The sequence below is a fragment of the Stieleria varia genome, assembly GCF_038443385.1.
Taxonomy (GTDB): Bacteria; Planctomycetota; Planctomycetia; order Pirellulales; family Pirellulaceae; genus Stieleria; species Stieleria varia.
Genome location: NZ_CP151726.1, coordinates 4,477,790 through 4,496,305, shown reverse-complemented (window position 1 = coordinate 4,496,305; position 18,516 = coordinate 4,477,790). Strand labels below are relative to the sequence as shown.

Below are 18,516 nucleotides of genomic sequence, written 5' to 3'. Positions count from 1 at the left end.
TCACCCTGTTGTTAGAAACGCGCCGCTCAGCCGGCTGTCACCAGAAAAACCGGTACGATGCCAACCCCCACCCAAAACGTCCTACGTTTTCACCCGCTTTTCAAGCAGACCATTTGGGGCGGCAGGCGGCTGGGGACCTCGCTCAACAAGCCGATCGGGACGGCGTCCGATTACGCCGAAAGCTGGGAAATCGTCGACCACGGCGTGGACCAAAGTGTCGTCAGTCATGGCCAACTCGCCGGTGCGTCCTTGAGCGATTTGGCCCAATCGCACGCCGCGTGGTTGCTGGGCACCCGAAACGGTGGTCCGAACGACCGTTCACCCGGCCTAGCGTTTCCACTGCTGCTGAAGTACCTCGACTGCAATCGAGTTCTGTCGGTCCAAGTCCATCCGGACGACGATTACGGAGCGACCATGCCGGTGCCCGACAAAGGAAAGACGGAGGCCTGGTACATCGTGGCATCCCTGCCGGATAGCCTTGTCTATGCCGGGCTGAAACCCGGTGTCGATCGACAAGCCCTGGCGGATGCGATCCAAGCCGGAGAAACCGAGTCGGTCCTGCACTCCTTTCATCCCCAGCCGGGCGACTGCATTTTTATCCCGGCGGGCACCGTCCACGCGTTGGGAGCCGGATTGCTGGTCGCTGAAATCCAGCAATCCAGTGACACCACGTTCCGACTGTTCGACTGGAATCGAATGGGTACCGATGGCAAACCCCGTCCCCTGCATATCCGTGAATCACTGGACGTCTCCGACTACTCCAGCGGTCCGGTTTCAGCAACACGCAGTGATCGAGCACGAGACGGTTGGCAGGACTTGGTCCGCTGCGACAAGTTCCTTTTGCAGTCGTTGGAAACCGGATCGCAATCACTTGGCGGCGACGATCAGTTCCATATCCTGACCGTTCCCCGCGGTAATGCGACGTTGACCTGTGGCGACGAAACCCACGTCATCCTTACCGGCGAATCCATCCTGCTGCCCGCCGCCAGTCCCGAGTGTGAGCTCTGCGTCGAAAGGGACTCCACGGTACTCCAAATGCAGCTCAACACGCCGTGAACCACGACGGCTACAGAATAACGACACATTTACTAGCCCACATCGTAATGGGATTCTCCAGAATTCCATTCGCATGAGATTTCAGGCGAAATCCACTACGCCACTTGATGATGATGCGTTACTGACCGCCGGGGCCTTCGCCGTTATCTTCCCGACAAAAAACATCCCCAGCGGCCTAAGAAATCGCCTCGGCATCCGTGGTACCATTAAGTCGTCCACCCACTCGCCGCAGGAGTCTAATAATGTGTTGCTTTGCCGGACCAGTCAAATCAGTCACGGACACCAATCTGTTCGCCAGGCTTTCGGGAAACGGGACTCAGTTGCTGGCCTACCAGATGAAGTTTGAAACCGAGAAAGAGAACGCGATGATCCTACCGCTGCCGGTGGCGACTCCGGCACGCGAAGACTCCCTGCAGTTCATTTCGCTCAAAGAATACGATTCTCTTTTTGACGACATGGACCGAGCTTTCCCCGTGATCAAACCGCCGAGCAGGGGTTACGGCGTGCCTCTCTCAGCGGCTGCCTCGGCGATTGACTCTCCGCTGGTCGTTCACGATGTCGGCGATTTTGTCGCATCGTTTGTTCCAACGATGAACGACTTTGGCAGGCTCGATCCGAGATTCGTTATCCCCAAGTCCTCGTGGGACAAGATTCCCCAGTACGCGGACTACGGTTTCGCCGTCTTTCAACTGAAGGATCTCAAAGGCAAACCGCATCCGATGGCGTTTGAGTTTGAGACGCGGATGAAGAACGAAATCTTCTTTCCCACGGTGCATATCCACGATGGCGAAGTCCACCGCCGCGAGCACTTTGATCACACGTTGTATCTGCAAAATGCTGAATTCGACAAAGTCGTCGGCAAATACGTGAACCACCGCGTCAAGGATTCCGCCACAGGGTTCGTGCGATCAAAGGATATCGCACGACGTTTCTGCGAAGTTGAAAAAGCCGCGGGGCTGGTCGATGGAAACCTATTGCTGCACCGCATCGAAATGCGTGGCACCATGGAGAACAAAGACGTCATCGCACCCGTCGCTGCTGCACACGGAAAGACGCCCGGGTTCCGCTTTGGACACCTGCTGAGCATCACACCCGCTCTGCTGGGAATGTGCGGATTGGGCTGGATCATCAACCGTCGAAATCGCCTGCGTCGGGAAGGATAACGACGGTCTCTCGACGGCTTGCATCGAGAGCGTGTTCTGTCGTTACAGAAAGTTTAGGACCGCGGTCATTTCGGTTTTCTCAGTCCATGTTTTTGGTCCATGCATCGCAATCAAAGTGAGCCTCAGGCGCTAGCCGTGGGCCGGCACCACAATCCGCCTCAGGCCCACGGCTAGCGCCTGAGGCTCACTGGGGCCCACCAGTTGCGCGGGGCAGCCTCAGGCCCACGGCTAGTGTCTGAGGCTCACTGGGGCCCACCAGTTGCGCGGCAGTAGGGACATAAACTTGCGCAAACCCAAAAAGACACAACCCCAAATTTGATCAGCCCAGCCTGCGTACCGCAAACCACTCCACGCTTCACGTCGATGCACTAGCTGAACAATTCGATTTTGGCGTATTTGCCGCCCAAGATCGGTTGGGGATCGCATTGCAGCCATTGCCGCAAGACGGTTGCATAGACCTGACGAAAATCCGTGTGGAACTTGAGATCGCCGTTGTCCAAATCAGTCAAACTTGGCAAATGGCCAATCGTTCCGCTGCGAACTCGCTGACCGGCGAAGAAAATCGGACCTGCCGTTCCATGATCCGTTCCGTCGCTCGCATTCTCTGCAACTCGGCGACCAAACTCGCTGAAACACATCGTCAACACACGCTCACCGTTGCCCTGTGCAATCATCTCGTTGGTAAACGCCGTGACCGCATCACTGACTTCACGTAACAAAGCCGTATGAGCATCGGGCTGGTTGGCATGTGTATCAAAACCGTCGATGCGAACGTAGTAAACATGTGACTGGATACCACTGGCGATCAATTCCGCAACCGTCCCCAATTTTTGACCCAGTCCCGTTTGGGGAAACGTCTCGGCTGTCTTGGAGCCGCCGCGCGACGACTCCATGCGTTTGCTCGCCGCGATCGCTGACGACGTGCTGGTTTGGATGAACCCAAGCAAATCGGAGGGATCTGCCGCGTCGGCCTGAGACAACGACTCCAGCGTTTCCGGCAAGTCGACGCTGTCATTGCCTCTCAAGCGAAACTGCGCCAACGACTGAATGGACGGGACTCGCACGTCGCGTGACATCAGTGCAAACGGCTGCTTCTCGCTACCAAAATGAATCGCCGGCGGGTCGCCACCCGCTGCGTCCCGCGCGGATTCAAGGTACCGACCCAGCCATCCGTTCTCGCGACTCTCTGTCTTTCGACGACAGGAATGCCAGATGTCCATCGATTCAAAGTGGGATCGGTTGGGATCGGGGTACCCAACACCCTGAACCACCGCAAACGCACCCCGTTCCAGCAATTGAGCAAAACCGGTCATCGATGGGTGCATCCCCAATTCGCCATCGATCGATAACACGTCTGCTTTCGCAATCGCCAGCTTCGGACGCGATTTCTTGTATTCGTCGTGCGAGTGGGGAACGATTGTGTTCAGCCCGTCATTGCCACCGGCCATCTCGACGACGACCAAGACATTGTGATCCGAGCGAGCCGCCATCGCTGCTTGGCACAAAACGTCAGGAGCAACCGAGTCGATCGCCCAGAGCGATGTCGCAGCGATGCTGCCCGCCAAAGCATCCTTGATAAACCGGCGACGTTTGAATGAATGGTTCATGCCAACTGAAACTCCGGTAAAGTACATAACAGGTGGATCGCATCGGCCATTGCCGAGCCTTTACTGCCCGCATTCTGTAACGCCAGCACACGCTCGCGGGCGTTGGGCGATATCGGAACCGCAAACAACAGCGGCTCGATGAAATCAACCAACCGTGCCATCGTTCCAACGCCGTGGCCGTCCAAGTACTCGGACAATGTCGTCTTGCCGAACCGCGTCTTTCCGCTATCGAGGATTTCGCGGATCAGGTTCGATCGACCGAGTAGTGTCGAACTATTGATCCATGTTCGACCGCCGTCCCAGCCCTTGACGCTGGGCGGATAGTAGAGTGATTGCCCCAGTTCAGCGATTCCCGTTGCGACGCGATAGTTGTCGGTCGAGCCGTCCAACGCCCGCAAGAAACCGACCGCCAACTCCACCGGCGAGCGTACCTTTCTGGCGATCGCATGCGACGAGTAGAACAACTGACTGCCCAAGATTCTGCGAACGGTCGGCCCGATTTGCATGCCGTTGTCACGCATCTCCCTGGCCAGCGGTGCAATCAAAGCATCGTCAATGGGCAATTCGTCGGCGACAAAAAAACGGATCAACTTGGTGACGATGAACCGAGGTGCTGCGTCTTGCGAAACAACGATCCGCACGCCGTCTTCACCACCAAACTCTCCCGTCTGACCGAGAATCGTTTTTGATTCCGAATCGTGTTGATAACGGTTGAATCGATACCGTTTGCGTTTGATCTCCCATCCCGTGAAACATCTGGCCAACTCGCGGATATCGCTCTCGGTGTAATTGCCTTCCCCGAGACAGAACAACTCCATGATCTCTCGCGCGTAGTTTTCGTTCGGGTGTGACTTACGGTTGCTGACCGAGTCAAGATAGATCAGCATGGCCGGATCACGCGAGATCTCCAACAGCAGCTCCGAAAAATCCCCCAACGCATGTTGCCGCAACAGATCATTCTGTGTTTGCATCAACTCCGCATCGTCGACCTTGTCTGCCCCTGTGGCGAAGTGACCATGCCAGAACAGGGTTGTCTTTTCCAGCAACGTCGCCGGAGTTGCCAACATACGATACACCCATTGGGCGGCCAATTGAGGCACACTACCACTAGCAAGCCCCGCACGAACCAGCGGATCGATCTGATTGCGAAAATCGTCCGGTTCGACGCCCGCACCCATGACTCGGTCTAATGAAATCGCAAAGCCGTCGCCGACCGCAGCGTTCAATTCCTGAGAATTGGCATTGAATCCGGCGCGACGGAACAAGTGCGCTGCGGTACGATGATCCCAAGGCTGTGACGGACTTGGCTGGAAAAGCGACCAAGCCCAATCGGGGTCGATGTTCATCTCATTCTGCTCCCACTTTCAAGTCAAACTCGACAGCCAGTTCAGCATCGTCGGCTTTCAGTTGCAACGAAGACGATTCCAAAAAGCCGACAACGGTCAACAGCAAATCGATCGCAGCTTCGGCTTCATCGCGACCGTTTCCTTCCTCTAGCATGTTCTGTGCGATCAACTGTTCGCGGTTGTCTTGCAGTGCCGACTGCAGACCGCTGGCCGAAACGGTCATCGCTGAATTGGCATCCAAGGTGGCGGGATCTGGAGTTGCCGCTGTCGTCAGTCGCCGGGCGAGTCCCATCGTACTGGCCAGGACGAAACGCTCGCCGTTGAATCCGACTGTGGGCGAAAAGTTGAACAGGATCTTCGCCGCATCGGAGTTCTCGTCACCGGGTTCGGGAACGTACTGCGACGTCACCAACTGGGCTCCTTCACCGAGATCCTCCATCCCCAATTCCAATTGTGTCTGCCCGTTCATCGCGCCCACAACATTGAAGAATCCGATCAGCGTCTGAAATGTCCGTCGCAAATCTCTCGTCATGATTTCCGGTTCCCGCAACGTCGCGACCAACGCGAACTCCGGGATTTTGATCGCAGGACGCGGCAAGCGATCTCCAAAATCCTGGCGGGCGACGACGAGTCCGACTTCCGGATTGATCGCCCCCAGAATGTCTTCGCCGAAATCTCGACCTGCAAAAATCGTCGTCAGGGTCGCGTCGGCCTTGGCGAATTCGTCGTTGACGCGATCGTCAAACAAGTCCCCTGCCCGCAGCCACATCTGTGCAAAATCACGGTGCGTGCTGAGCGTCATCACGGTGCCGGGAACCGACACCAAATTCGGCCCGTGCCCTTTGCCGTCCGCGCCAAAGTAATACTCGCGCTGCTCCGGAATCCACTCATTCTCCAGAGGCATCGCCAGCCGCGCTTGCACGCCATTGGATTCAACCAACATCGAAAATGCTGCCAGCGGAGTGTGCTGTAAAGTGCTTTGAATCCCACCAACAAGCAACTCCAGCACCGGATTGTTGATCTGATCCTCGTAGACATTGTCTGCAACGCCGGACTCGCGAATGACTTCAACATCCGCAAACGCCCATCCGCTCGTCTGATCATCTCGAGTGGCCAACGCGGATTGAAAACGCGGGTTATCGAGCAATGATTCCTTGGCCCCATCGATCAAGTTGTCGAGGATCGTTTTGCCGAGTTCCGACTGGTTGGTGAGGATGAAAGTGTCACTGTGAACGGCGAATCGTAACTCATTGAGCCGATACGCTTTGACGTCTCGATACTCGGCTTTCTGCAAGTCCTTGCCGTTCGCTCCCATTTGAGCCAACAACACCGCCTTGTCCATCAGCATCGACATCGAATCGGCGTCACGACCACGAACGATCAAGGCAACTCCCTGACTCTCAGGATCAAACGCCGCTGCGACTCCTTGCGCCGCAGCGGTCTCCAGCAGTTCACGCCACGACATGGCAAAGTGACTTTCAATCAACTCACGACCAAAGGTGAACTTAGCAAAGTCCTCCGAGACCAGCAGTTGCTCAATCGGTGGCAACTCCTGGATCCGCGTGCGAAGCGGATGATCCCAGATCGTCGCAATCAACTGCTTCGGGTCGGAGAGTTCTGCATAGACGACCGTGCCTTTGGGCAACAAATGTGCCGCTGTTGGTTCAGCGGAATACGTTGTTCCGCTACCGCTGCAAACTGTGACGCAGAACGCGATCGTGGCGGGGATCCATTTCTGCGACCACGACAAGCCATTCCCTGTCGTCGAGAAAACTGAACTCTGCATCATTTGGGTCCCCTTGGGGTTGGACAAAACTTGGTCTTGTGTCGACAAATATCCGCAAAGCTCCTTCCGTTGAGCTTGTCTCGGCGGAGGAAACAAGTGGCGGCTACCCATTGCACTTGCACGTAGCCGACAGTTGTTGCTCCGATCCGGGGCAAGCCCGGCGGAAGCAAGGAACAGTTACTGCACACCTCAAAACTTGAACAGCCTGCCATCCACTTGCCGCTCACGCTGCGCGAGTGTTTAGCAAAATGTGTTCTATGGCCTTCAAAGCGGCGCTGGCGATGTTGGACGAAACCTCTTTAGCCAGCCATTCGCTCACAATCTCCCATTATTGTCTTTACCCAGGAAGCAATGGGAAAGTTTCAGAGAATCACTCACGAATCGCGTCCGGGTTATTCCAGCGTTGGAGGTGGGCAAGGAACGAAAAAACGGCGGCGTCTTGTGACGCCGCCGTTTCGTGGCTGATCGCTCTCAAACCTCGCCCGATCAGGCGACGGGTTTGTCCATGTATTCGGTTTCCGCTTGGATGGTGCTGCCGTCCGGTGTCGCATCATCGTCGATGTCGAACCAGGACTCTTCATATTTCAGGTATCCGCCCTTGCCAGCCGCTGCGTTCTTCAGTGCAACATTGGCACCCAACGCGATCACCGCGTCGCCCATGGCGACGGCGGGATAGCAGCGAGGACGGTTTTCTGGAGCCGGGTTACGAATGCAGTACGCCCAGTGCTCGATCTCTTCGCGATAACCGCGGCTGACGGGACCGGACGATGCGGCTTGAGCAACCGGTGCTGCAAAATCGCCACTGGCGCTGGTGTCCAACGCATACCCGCCGCCGGAGGCCTTGACGCCGACTTTGCTGCTCGTGTCGCTGTCGCGATACAGCAGAACGTCGGTTTCCTTGTCCAAGATCAGCGTGCCCTTGGTACCCATGACGACTTCGCCCCAACCGCCGAACCCGTTGCCGTTGATCGACGAGTAAGTCACGACCACCTTCTTGTTCGGGTCCGACTCGTATCCTGGAACCGCGCCGCTGGGATAGCCGTTGACGCGGTCGTCGTAACCGACGTCGAAGGATTCCGGGTACTCCGGACCAGGGAATTCGAAGGTGCAGTAGACGTGGTCGCCGCACTCTCGATCCAGCGGCATGATGTGGCGTCCCCCGACGGCGTGAACGGCCAGCGGGTGCACTTTCTTGCCGTCGTCTCGCAGCGAGCTGAGGAAAATGCTGACGGCGTCGAGTTGGTGGCTGCCCAATTCGGCCATCAGACCCGCACCGGTTCGGTCAAACAGACGCCATCGATGCAGCTCTTCTTCGGCGGTAAAGATCTTGTCTTGGATCGTGAAGTCTTCGTAACCGAACTTCTTTGGATCGATGTTCTTGTCCGCGTCCCACGCAGCCCACTGCGCGATCTCGGCTTCCAGTCGCTCGATGTCTGCGGCGGACGGCGGGTTGTCCTTGTCGTTAAGCTTATTTTGCCGATACTCCAGGTCTTTCTTGATGCGGTCAAACATCTTGCCATCGGCGGTTTTTTCGCCGCCGGGGATCGGCATCGACCAGCTGTCCTTTCCGGGCAAGTTGCTGCGGTGCCATTGGGCTCGGATGTGGTGCAATTGCCCCAGCAATCCCCACTTGATCAAATTCACCGCATTGTCGTACTTGACGTTGTAGTGACGCTGGTGACCGGTGGCTAAGTGCAGCGGATTACCGTCCTTGTCCTTCATCGATGCGGCCATTCGCGACATGACTTTGCACTGTGCGACGTTGTGCGCCATCAGCTTTTCCGTCAACACGTGCAACCCACGTTTCATCGCTTGGGCGGCAACCGGTGCGTGCAACCACAGCGGCAGCGCGATGATGACTGCTTCGATTCCTTTGTGGTCCAAGCATTCCATGATGCCGCCGGTCGTGGTGCCGTCGTACACCGTCACGTTACGACGCGCTTCCGCTTCGTCTTTGTAACCAGCAACGCTGATCAAACCGGGACGACGAACCAATGCCGACGGGCTACTGCAGTCACCGTGGAAAGCCCGGTGTTGGCTGAAGGGTCGGATGTCACAGATCGCCTCCACCTTGACGTACTTTGGATTGCAACCCCCGATCAACACGTTGCCTTCGTCGCCCGTGCCGATCACTGCGATCCGCACCGGATCATCGACCGCTCCGTAGCCGAAATAGGCGGCGCCCAACCCGGCACCGGAAATGGCTCCCGCACCGACGATTCCACGCAAGAAATCGCGGCGGTTGATATCGTAATAGCTACCGATGGCTTCGTAATAGTTGCTCTTGCCGACTTCGCGTTCGTCGCTGGAAAGTTTATCGACCATGGCTATGTCCTAATTGGAAAGGGTGTTTTTGTTGGGATGTGGCGGGCCGCTCGTCAAAGCGGTCGCGGATGGTTATCAGTGGACAGCGATCAGGCTGCCGGTTTCTTATCGCCTTTGGCTTCCGAGCGTCGGATGATCAACTGCAGGAAAAAGTCCAATCCTGCGAATCGTCCTGCGCCGGTACCGGCCAGCACCAAACAGGCCATGCATTCGACCAGTTGGTAGTAACTCGACGTCGGTCCCGTCGCCGGCGGGTACTGGCTCATGAACACTGAACCGAGAAAAAACGCTGCTGCTAACGCGGCAACCGGGGTAAAGAAGCCAAGGATCAAGCACCAGCCGATCGTCAAATCAAAGTACGGCACGATCTTGTTGATCACGCTCGTATCCATTCCTTCGTCACCAAGCGGTTTGCCCATCGGAACAGGTGCGGGGCGTTCATGGGGCTGATAGGGCTGCAAACCAATTCCATTGATCTGTGCTTCAAAGCTACTCCACAGCTGATCAAACTCCCTCAAAGCTGGCTTCAGCTTCGCATCGTTCTCTTTCCGAACCGTTTCGACTTGTTCAGAAAGGCTCTCCACGCCCGAACGCTCCGGCTTGTCCTTGTACGACTCCAAACGCTTCAGACCCAATTCGTACTCCTCCAAGTCGTCGGCGTAGTCATCAAGGATCAGCTCGTGATTTTCCATCGCGTGCGTCAACGCATCGGCGGCGGCCTGCTTTTGCTGATCGGTGAAACTGTAATAGTAGGCAGCTTCATCGACGAACTGGCCGAACCACCACTGGGTCAAGGATGCGTCACGCCGAAACTTTCCTTGGTAGTCCCATACCTTGCTGCGGAAATGGTCCGCCAGCGGGCCTTTGGCATTCGAAAAGAATGGCGCAGCGTCCCAGTCTCCTTGACGGTACTTCGCCGCACCCTCGCTGTGGAAATGCCAGCCGATTGAAATCCGTAGCAACACGAGCATCGTGATGCCGATGAGACCAAGCAGCCGTGGCGAAAGCCCCCAGCCGATCGCCAACCTGAGTGGCGCCAGGAAAATATTTCTCACGAAAAGGTTTGCTCCAGATCGGAAAGGCATCGCCCCTCATCACAGGAACGATACGAAAATACGGTGGGTGTGAATCAACGTCCCGTGAATCTCCGAGACATTGAGGGGAAAGCCCGATGGTCGAGATCCAAAATTCACACAGGATCCACGCTCGTTGGGGGCCGAACACGCATTATGGCAGCAACGAACCCTTTCGCCAAGCTGAAACGGCAAACCAAGCCCAGTTAACACAGCCAAAACCAGCAAAAATACGGTCGCTGACACGGCCGGAAAGGTCACCCAATGGCCCCAGGACGAAAACTCTCGCCTGTCCGGATGACCGATGTCGGCCAGGAGTGACCGACCTAAGATCAGTTCTGCTTGCTGCTGATCTCCAGAATCGCATCATGCAATCGTCCGTTGCTGGCGACCACGCTGGTCGACTGTAGCGGCAATTCCCCGCCGTCGGCATCGCTAATCCGTCCCCCAGCTTCCTCCAAAATCAACCGCCCGGCGGCAAAATCCCACGGCGAGAGCTTGTACTCCAAGAAACCGCCGAACATCCCCGAGGCGACTTGGCACAGATCCAACGAAGCCGTCCCCATCCGCCGGATGCCGTGAATCTGCTGCTCAAACAACGCTTCGATGGCCCGCAACGTCCGTCGCATCATCTCGCCGCGATCGTAGTAAAAACCGCAACCGATCAGTGCCCCCGACAACGTGTCGATCTCACTGACCACGATCGGCCGCCCGTCCAAGAAAGCACCGCCGCCGCGAACCGCCGTGTAACACTCCTGTCGCACCGGGTTCAATACGACCCCGACGACCGGCCGGCCGAGATGGTAGTAGGCGATGGAGACGGCAAAGTGCGGGACGCGATGCGCGTAGTTGTTGGTCCCATCCAAAGGGTCGATGATCCACAAATGCTCCGCGTCCGCGTCGGCGACCAAGTTCTCTTCGCCCATCAACTCATGACTTGGAAAAGCGGCACGCAGCGTCGCCGCCACCGCATGCTCGCTTTCAATGTCAGCGTCGCTGACCAAATCATACGCCTTGCCACCAGAGTCTGATTTGTTGCGCATTTGGACTCCGTCACGCCAGTAACGCATCAGCACGTCACCGCCCGACACCGCGGCTTCTTTGGCAACTCGTAGCAATTCATCGAGATCGTAAGACATGTTCTATGCACAGCCCTTCTGGACTTGTTCTCAGTTCTATTCGTAACGGGATTCGCCAGAATTCCCGTCGCCACTCTATTTCACATCTCGAAAACTTCTATCCCCGCCGCTTCATCTCCAACCAGCCCGACGGACTTTGCCGCAGCCGAAAGCGTTTCCAGTGCACCGCGCCCGACCTTTCCCAAGTCGACAGTCCAGTCGTTGACGTACAAGTCAACGTGTTGCCGCAAGACATCGTCGTTGAACTCCTGTGCATACTGCCGCATCGTGGGCAACGCAGCAGCCGGATCCGAAAGCGAGTACTGCAGCGAATCTAGGATGACTCGTGACACCCCAGCAATGGTCTCATCGTCCAGACGGCGTGACGCAACCAGTCCTCCCAAGGGCAACGGACAGTTGTGTTCCGACTCCCAACGTGTCCCCAAGTCGGCGACCATCCCAAGTCCTTGATCCTGCCACGTGAAGCGGCCCTCGTGAATGCAGACCCCAAAATCAGCTTCGTGATCCTGCAACCGAGGCATGATGTCGCTGAAAACCACGTGGCGGATCGAAGTTGTCGCCGGGTAAAACAATCGAAACAACATCGCAGCGGTCGTGTGCTGCCCGGGACACAGCGTCAGTTGCTCGGAGCGTTCTGGAACCGCCCCAACGTCGGCGGACAACAACAGCGGACCGACACCGTAGCCCAACGCCGAACCGCTCGGCAGCACGATGGTTCGATCAGCCAACAACAATGCGGCATGAAAACTGCATTTGGCAACATCAAACGCATCTGCGAACAACCGATCGTTGAGCTGTTGGATGTCCAGCAGCTCGACCTGAAAATCCAAGCCACGCCAGTCCACCAAACGATGCATCAACGCGTGAAAGGTAAAGGTGTCGTTGGGGCAGGTCGAAATGCCTAGTCGGATCGTTGATTTCATTCGAAACTCCCTGACAAGAACGCTTGAATCTCTCGTGCAACCGAGTCCATCGCCGCATCGATCTGCCAATGCGTGTGATCACGCTCACCGGCAACGTTCGACACTCCCCGTAAAATAGAAAGGGGAACGCCAGAAATCCCGCAAGCAACGGCGACCGCGTAGCCTTCCATGTCCTCCAGCAACGCACTGGGAAATCGTTCTCGTCGCATGGCAACTTCCGTCGGATCACCGCTGGCACTACACACGGTCAGCAATCCATAAGCCCGATCCGATTCGCTCCCCGGCACCGTCAATTCAATCGCGTGGTCATCACTCAAGTTCGCCAAGGACGGTGGCCATCCCAACTCAACTGCGGAGCGATGCCGCTGCCCCAAACCGGCTCCCACGCCGTCCAAGTGAACGACGGAGCACCAGCTAGCCTGTCCGATCGCCAAACACTCTGCATCATAGGTCCCAGCGATCCCGGCCAATACAACTCGCATCGGGCGATGAGTCTGCAGATGCTGCATGCAGTGCGCAGCTGCGGCAACCGGCCCCCAGCCGCAAAGTTCAACAACCCATTGCGTCGCCTGCAGCGTCGAACGTTCACGCAAACGCTGCAGCTCCATCGGCGTCGGAACGAGTATCAGATCAGGCACAGGCAGTCAGCATCCAACAACGACAAAATGAGTGATGCCTGACTGTAGACAATCGCCCCGCATCCGGCCAGCGGCACGAAAGGATCATCCATACGATCGCCGCCAACCCGTAATGGGATTCGCCAGAATTCCAACCGCCAACGCCATACGATCACAACGACACATCGTAGTGGGATTCGTCAGAGTTCCTGTGTGAGAATCTCGGTGTGAAAGGAATTCTGGCGAATTCCACAACCAAGTGCGTCAGTCAATGGATCGCCGTTCCTTAAAGAACCAAATCAGGTTGCCAGATAGCGTTGCAAACAGGATTCGGGGTAGCCGTCGTAGAAGCGTCGGATCCAATGCCGACCGGACCAATGCTCCAAATGGCGCTCCCAGCCAAGCCGCTCCAGCAAACGATCGGAAATGGCCGCCGTTGAGACGTGCGCCACGATCGCTTGCGCGCCCCGGATACGCGCGATCTCGTCCAGCACATGACAGGCACCGAGAAAGGTTTTGTATCCGGCGGACGATCCCGAACGAATGTAATCGAGCGTCAGAAAGCCGGGCATGCCACGAGGCTGGTGATAATCCAACCAGCAAATGTCATCGTCGGGTCGACCATGACGCGACTGCCACCAGACTTGAGCCATCGAGACGCTGCCGCACCAAAGTTGTCGCTGAACCCGAACCAACTTGCCCGCTTGCATGACAATCCGCCCACAACGCCACCGACGAATCTCGGCGGTCGCAGATTGCAGATCGGTAACCGATGGAAACAGAAACATGACAGATCAAGCCAACCAGGTGGACACAAAACGCTCTATCGAAAGATAGCACACGGTTAGCGACACGTGATCTATCCGAAAACAGACACTTCTCGCTGATCGCCACCACAGGCACCACTGGTTCCCAGGCTCCTGCCTGGGAACCCAATGTTTAGCAGGCTCCTGCCTGCCGATCTGCTGACAATTTCCAGGCCACGCTGATTTTCGCCAGGCAGAGCCTCCATGGCAGTGCGTTCCCAGACGTGAGCCTGGAAACGAGCGTTCAGTGGGGTGGCGATCAGCGAGAAGTGTAAAAAAACATTCCCCAGAACCGCCGTGACGCATTGCGGTTACCCCCGCTCAGATGAAATTCCGGCGAATTCGGAAGCGACCCAGCAGTTGCGTGAAGTCCTGGATGTCGGTGTCCCCGTCGCCTTCGAAATCAAACACGGCGATGTAGTTCGGTCCCATTGAAGTCTGTCGGAACGTCGACAGGAATCGTGTGTAGTCCTGGATGTCGGTGTCGCGATCACCGTCAAAATCACCGAAGTGCCGATAGAACCAATCGTCATCCGAATCACCGTGGACCAAGTCGACCGCCATCTGTCGACCGCTTTCGATCGACGAAACTCCGGTGGCCAGAATGATCAACTCATAGTTGCCGTCCGCAAGCGAATTTTTCAGCCCCGTTGTACCGAGCACGTCGCGTTGATTCACGGAGGGACCTGCGCCAAATGTCAGTTCCAAAATCGTTTGCCCGTCTTGAACTGACTGGTTGACTTGCACTGACGTCACAACAGTATCCGTATTGCGGTTCCGCAAACTGATCGACGCGGGATCGATATCCACTACGGAATCGAACACCAACGACACTTTGTCTACCTGCGAACGCTGCGTCGCACCGACGACCGGAAAGACGCCATCAACCGCCGAAACCGCGATCGTGGTCGCCACCGGTGCTTGCTCGGTCAATCGAAACAGCTCCCGTCCGCTGAGACCGTTGTCGGCAACGAAGAATACTTGCCCGTTGACCTCTATTGTCTCCACCGGGGTGCTGCCGGCGTACACACCCGGGTTCAGATCTTCGACCAAGATCGTCTTGGCAGCCGTTCCGTCCGTTGCCCAAATCTCTCGATCGAAACCTGCATTCCCGTTAGCGGCAAACAACAGTCGCTGTGCGGTCGCGATCATCGGTTCAGGATTGCTGCCGATTGCCCCCATTTGAACATCGGCGACTTGGTTGGCTCCCGCGGGTGTTGCATCTGTTGCCCATAATTCCGTCCCGTCCACTCCATTGTCAGCCGCGAAATACACGTTGCCGCCAAACCCAAAGAATCCCGATGGATTGGAACTCGCCACGCCCGATGCGATATTCCTGACTTGCGCCGTTGACGCCGTCGATCCGGTGGTCGAATAAGGCTCGACGCCGTCTGTTCCATTGTCCGCAGCGAAATACAACGTGCCACCGACATCCGTCAGCCCCGACGGATTGGAGCCCGAACCGGCTCGCAAGTCTGCCACTTTAGAAAAGAACGACGGGCTATTCACCCGCCACAACTCTCGCCCCTCCAGGCCGTCATCTGCAGTGAAATACAGAACGCCGCCACTGACGGTCAACTCGGTCGGGTCGGACGAATTGCTTGGCGGTCCTCCCATCCCAGATTGTCCATTGACGTCAAAGGAACTGACGAACGTGCCATCGGTGCTGCGAACCTCGACACCCGTCAACGGATCATCGGAGGTGAAATACAAGCGGTTGTTAAAATCAATCAGCTCACGCGGGCTGCTGCTTGTCGCACCGGAGTACACGTCCACCTGCATCACGGCGTCAGCCACCCCGTCGGTTCGCCAGATTTCTTCACCCGCCGTCGCATGATCAGCGACGAAATAAATGAAACCGTTGGACTCCGCGAACAAGTCACCCCGTGCATTGAATTCGATCGGCGTCGCAGTCGAGATCCGCTGCGCCGGATCCGCCACGCTGGCGATGTACACTCCGCCGTTCATTCCGGCGGAGTCATTAAAGAACACGATCTTTCCGTTGAACTCCATCAACCCGCTGATGTTGTCCATGGGCGAGTCCGTGACATCGGCGACCATTTGCACCGTCTCCGCGACCGTGTCGGCCACCCAAAGTGCTTCGCCGTGTATCCCGTCATTGGCGGCAAAGTAGATCAAGTTCCCCACAGGGATCAAACTGTTCACGTTTGCACTAGCGGTTGTCGGGTTGATGTCTTTGACCAAATCAAATGTGCCGCCGCTGTTGGACCACAGCTCACGATCCCGCCATTGGTCTTCGGTCGTAAAGAACAAGGTTCCCGCGATGTCGATCAGTTGCTCAGGATCTCCGTCGAGTGGTGCCCCCTGATCATCCACGCCAGGCCGAGAATCCAAAACCATATTCGTACCCACCAACGTCCCGTCGCTGACCCACAGTTCACGGCCACCGGTGATCACATCGTCGGCGGAGAAATACAGCAGTCCGCCGGACTCAGTCAGTTGCGATGGAAACGAACCGACATCCGCCGCGATGTCTTTGACCATCACGGTCCCCAACGCGGTCCCATTCGTTTTGTGCAACTCGGGTCCCGACGGAACCAACGTGGGTGTCGCTGAATGAAGATCCGCCGTCAACATCGCGTTGACCAAGATGGCTTCGTTCGAATTCGCGGCAAAGACTTCCGCACCCCCGTCTCGCCTAAGCGTCATCCGCACCGTCGCGGTCGTGATCGACGCCCCGCCGGTAAAGAACAGGTCGATGTTGCCTGAATCGCGGGTTCCGAACCAGTTGTCCAGTTCATCACCAAATACTTCCGTGAACCCGCTGCGAGTCGCCGATCCGTTGACAAACAACTCGAACAAAATCCCGTCCGCCGCGTCGTTAAACTCGTTGCCCGATGCAAACCCGGTGAAACTGATATCGTGCAATCCGCCCGGATCACTGAGCGTCCACTCCCACGCGTCAACGGACAAATCCCCCGGATCGATGTCCTGGATGTAGAGATCGTTCTTTCCGATCGTCGTCAATTGGACGTCTCCATTGACCGGATCTTGTGTCCCAACCGTCGCGGTCGCGGACACCCATCCAGGCCCGTCATTGGTGCCTTGCTGAGTCGTGGTCGTGAACGCAGCGGAACTGGTTGCCGCCAGCAGGACGCCGGAGTTCGGCAGCGCAACCGAATTCACGATGCCCGCGCGGGAACTGCCAACGCGAGAGTTTGACGATGTGAGCGCGGGCGCAACGGCCGTCAATGACTTGGCCGGCACTAATCCTTCCGCGGCAAAGAACAACTCGGACCCGACAACGGTCAACCCCGATGGATTCGACTCGCTACTTCCACCCGCCGTGTTGGCGACCAACTCAATGGTGTTGCCATCGCTCGAAAACAACTGGTTCCCTGTCACTCCATCATCTGCGACGAAGAAAACCTTTCCGTTGAATGCGGTCAACTCGTGTGGATAGGAGTCGCCAAGTGGATTCAAGTCGGCGACCATCACCGTGCTGGCCGCATCACCTCCGCTTCGGAACAACTCTTGACCGTTCTGGCCATTGTCGGCTGAGAAATAAAGCACGCCGTTGATGTTGGTCAACTGATTGGGATCACTGCCGAGCGTCGGATCATCGTCCAATGGATCAAGCGGATCGCCGAGATCGATCCCAATCTCCTTGACCATCACCGTACCGGCAAACGTCCCGTCGCTTTTCCAAAGCTCGCGGTTGTCCCCAGAGTTGTCGTAGCTGGTGAAGAACAGCACACCATTGACATCGGTCAACTCACGCGGTCCCTCGAATGCGTATGCATCGGAATTGATGTCCTTGACCAAGACCGTGCCGGCGGCCGTCCCATCGCTGACCCACAGTTCATACGACGTTGCTTCTTGATACGCGGTGAAGAAAAGCTTTCCACCCGACTCGGTCAAATTCTCCAGAAAGTACGTCCCGTCTTCGTTTGCATCGTAAACCTTGACCGTCCCCGACTCTGTCCCGTCCGTTTTCCACAGGTCGACTTCGTCCAGTTCGTCCAACGCGGTAAAGAACACTTCGTTGCCGACAACGGTCAACTCCGACGGAGCGGACCCATCCAGCCCAGGCAGAATGTCGACGATGCGAACCGTGCCTTCGGCCGTTCCATCGCTTCTCCACAACTCAGTCCCCGAGATCCCATCGTCCGCCGCAAAATAGATGTCACCATTCAACTCGACCATGTCGCTCGCAAACGACGACTGCCCGAACTGATTGATGTCCGCAAACAGATCGATCGCAAACGTCAGCAAGTTCCTCGCTTCCAGGGACTCAAACGAAGCAGCAAGCCGACGACGTCGGTTTCGATTTTGCGACCTGCTGCGTCGCTTCGACTCGCTTGAGGACACGGATGAGAACAGACGATGAATCGAGTGGTTTCGCTTGGAACCCATGGTCGCCCAAATTCAATGCAGAGTAGAGAAGACACGATAAGAGACCGACGCAGGAACCCGTTTGTTGGCCGTTGACAACGCCTGTACGGCTTGGGCAGATTACACCGGCCGCCAGTATCAACGGACGCCAGTATATTCGATTAGCGAGGACGTATCTGCCCATGTCAAAATCCGGCGAAACCGGCCGAGAAACGAGCAGAACCTCGAAGTCACGCGGAGTTTCCCCCGCAAATTCGGCTGAAAACGCCAGGAACGGGCGGTTTTTGGAGACGACAGCCCCAAATACCAGCACGAAGCG

12 protein-coding genes are annotated in these 18,516 nt (G+C 56.8%); 2 read left to right on the top strand and 10 right to left on the bottom strand.

What is annotated here, in order from left to right; all coding sequences use genetic code 11:
• Positions 1-57 precede the first annotated feature (57 nt).
• Both Pla52nx_RS15100 and Pla52nx_RS15095 read left to right on the top strand, forming a co-directional pair.
• Positions 58-1,056 carry a type I phosphomannose isomerase catalytic subunit gene (locus Pla52nx_RS15100; protein ID WP_146521761.1) on the top strand — a complete coding sequence of 333 codons (999 nt, stop codon included), beginning with the start codon at positions 58-60 and terminating at the stop codon, positions 1,054-1,056.
• Between the two features lie 242 nt (positions 1,057-1,298).
• Positions 1,299-2,219, top strand: coding sequence for a hypothetical protein (locus tag Pla52nx_RS15095; protein WP_146521760.1), 921 nt, complete (start codon positions 1,299-1,301; stop codon positions 2,217-2,219).
• Positions 2,220-2,587: 368 nt separating this feature from the next.
• Here the strand turns inward: Pla52nx_RS15095 and Pla52nx_RS15090 are convergent, their stop codons facing one another.
• From Pla52nx_RS15090 to Pla52nx_RS15045, 10 genes are all read right to left on the bottom strand, one after another.
• Positions 2,588-3,826: a DUF1501 domain-containing protein gene (locus Pla52nx_RS15090; RefSeq protein ID WP_197454846.1), complete on the bottom strand. Its 1,239-nt coding sequence runs from the start codon at positions 3,824-3,826 to the stop codon at positions 2,588-2,590.
• Positions 3,823-5,172, bottom strand: a complete 1,350-nt coding sequence (locus Pla52nx_RS15085; RefSeq protein WP_146521758.1) for a DUF1800 domain-containing protein — start codon at positions 5,170-5,172, stop codon at positions 3,823-3,825. The genes Pla52nx_RS15090 and Pla52nx_RS15085 overlap by 4 nt, the downstream gene beginning before the upstream one ends.
• A 1-nt stretch (position 5,173) precedes the next feature.
• A complete protein-coding gene (locus Pla52nx_RS15080) occupies positions 5,174-6,961 on the bottom strand; it encodes a hypothetical protein (RefSeq protein WP_146521757.1) in 1,788 nt (595 codons plus the stop codon).
• A gap of 483 nt (positions 6,962-7,444) precedes the next feature.
• Entirely contained in the window at positions 7,445-9,283 is a 1,839-nt protein-coding gene (locus Pla52nx_RS15075) for a Gfo/Idh/MocA family protein (protein WP_146521756.1), read from the bottom strand.
• Positions 9,284-9,372: 89 nt separating this feature from the next.
• Positions 9,373-10,338 (bottom strand): DoxX family protein, encoded by a 966-nt coding sequence (locus Pla52nx_RS15070; RefSeq protein WP_231742216.1) that lies wholly within the window; start codon positions 10,336-10,338, stop codon positions 9,373-9,375.
• Between the two features lie 350 nt (positions 10,339-10,688).
• A complete protein-coding gene (locus Pla52nx_RS15065; protein ID WP_146521754.1) occupies positions 10,689-11,495 on the bottom strand; it encodes an inositol monophosphatase family protein in 807 nt (268 codons plus the stop codon).
• A gap of 80 nt (positions 11,496-11,575) precedes the next feature.
• Positions 11,576-12,418: a 1,4-dihydroxy-6-naphthoate synthase gene (locus Pla52nx_RS15060; RefSeq protein WP_146521753.1), complete on the bottom strand. Its 843-nt coding sequence runs from the start codon at positions 12,416-12,418 to the stop codon at positions 11,576-11,578.
• Positions 12,415-13,056: a futalosine hydrolase gene (gene mqnB, locus Pla52nx_RS15055; protein WP_146521752.1), complete on the bottom strand. Its 642-nt coding sequence runs from the start codon at positions 13,054-13,056 to the stop codon at positions 12,415-12,417. Before mqnB ends, Pla52nx_RS15060 begins: the two co-directional genes overlap by 4 nt.
• 278 nt (positions 13,057-13,334) lie before the next feature.
• The gene (locus tag Pla52nx_RS15050; protein WP_146521751.1) at positions 13,335-13,823 is read right to left on the bottom strand and encodes a hypothetical protein; all 489 of its coding nucleotides are present in this window, start codon (positions 13,821-13,823) and stop codon (positions 13,335-13,337) included.
• A gap of 339 nt (positions 13,824-14,162) precedes the next feature.
• Positions 14,163-18,173, bottom strand: coding sequence for an ELWxxDGT repeat protein (locus Pla52nx_RS15045; protein ID WP_342190409.1), 4,011 nt, complete (start codon positions 18,171-18,173; stop codon positions 14,163-14,165).
• Between the last annotated feature and the right edge of the window lie 343 nt (positions 18,174-18,516).

What these genes read in the sequence shown, in the direction of transcription:
- Pla52nx_RS15100 (WP_146521761.1), top strand. Translation starts at nt 58, where the DNA reads ATGCCAACCCCCACCCAAAACGTCCTACGTTTTCACCCGCTTTTCAAG.
- Pla52nx_RS15050 (WP_146521751.1), bottom strand. Translation starts at nt 13,823, where the DNA reads ATGTTTCTGTTTCCATCGGTTACCGATCTGCAATCTGCGACCGCCGAG.
- Pla52nx_RS15080 (WP_146521757.1), bottom strand. Translation starts at nt 6,961, where the DNA reads ATGATGCAGAGTTCAGTTTTCTCGACGACAGGGAATGGCTTGTCGTGG.
- Pla52nx_RS15095 (WP_146521760.1), top strand. Translation starts at nt 1,299, where the DNA reads ATGTGTTGCTTTGCCGGACCAGTCAAATCAGTCACGGACACCAATCTG.
- Pla52nx_RS15060 (WP_146521753.1), bottom strand. Translation starts at nt 12,418, where the DNA reads ATGAAATCAACGATCCGACTAGGCATTTCGACCTGCCCCAACGACACC.
- Pla52nx_RS15065 (WP_146521754.1), bottom strand. Translation starts at nt 11,495, where the DNA reads ATGTCTTACGATCTCGATGAATTGCTACGAGTTGCCAAAGAAGCCGCG.
- Pla52nx_RS15075 (WP_146521756.1), bottom strand. Translation starts at nt 9,283, where the DNA reads ATGGTCGATAAACTTTCCAGCGACGAACGCGAAGTCGGCAAGAGCAAC.
- Pla52nx_RS15090 (WP_197454846.1), bottom strand. Translation starts at nt 3,826, where the DNA reads ATGAACCATTCATTCAAACGTCGCCGGTTTATCAAGGATGCTTTGGCG.
- Pla52nx_RS15085 (WP_146521758.1), bottom strand. Translation starts at nt 5,172, where the DNA reads ATGAACATCGACCCCGATTGGGCTTGGTCGCTTTTCCAGCCAAGTCCG.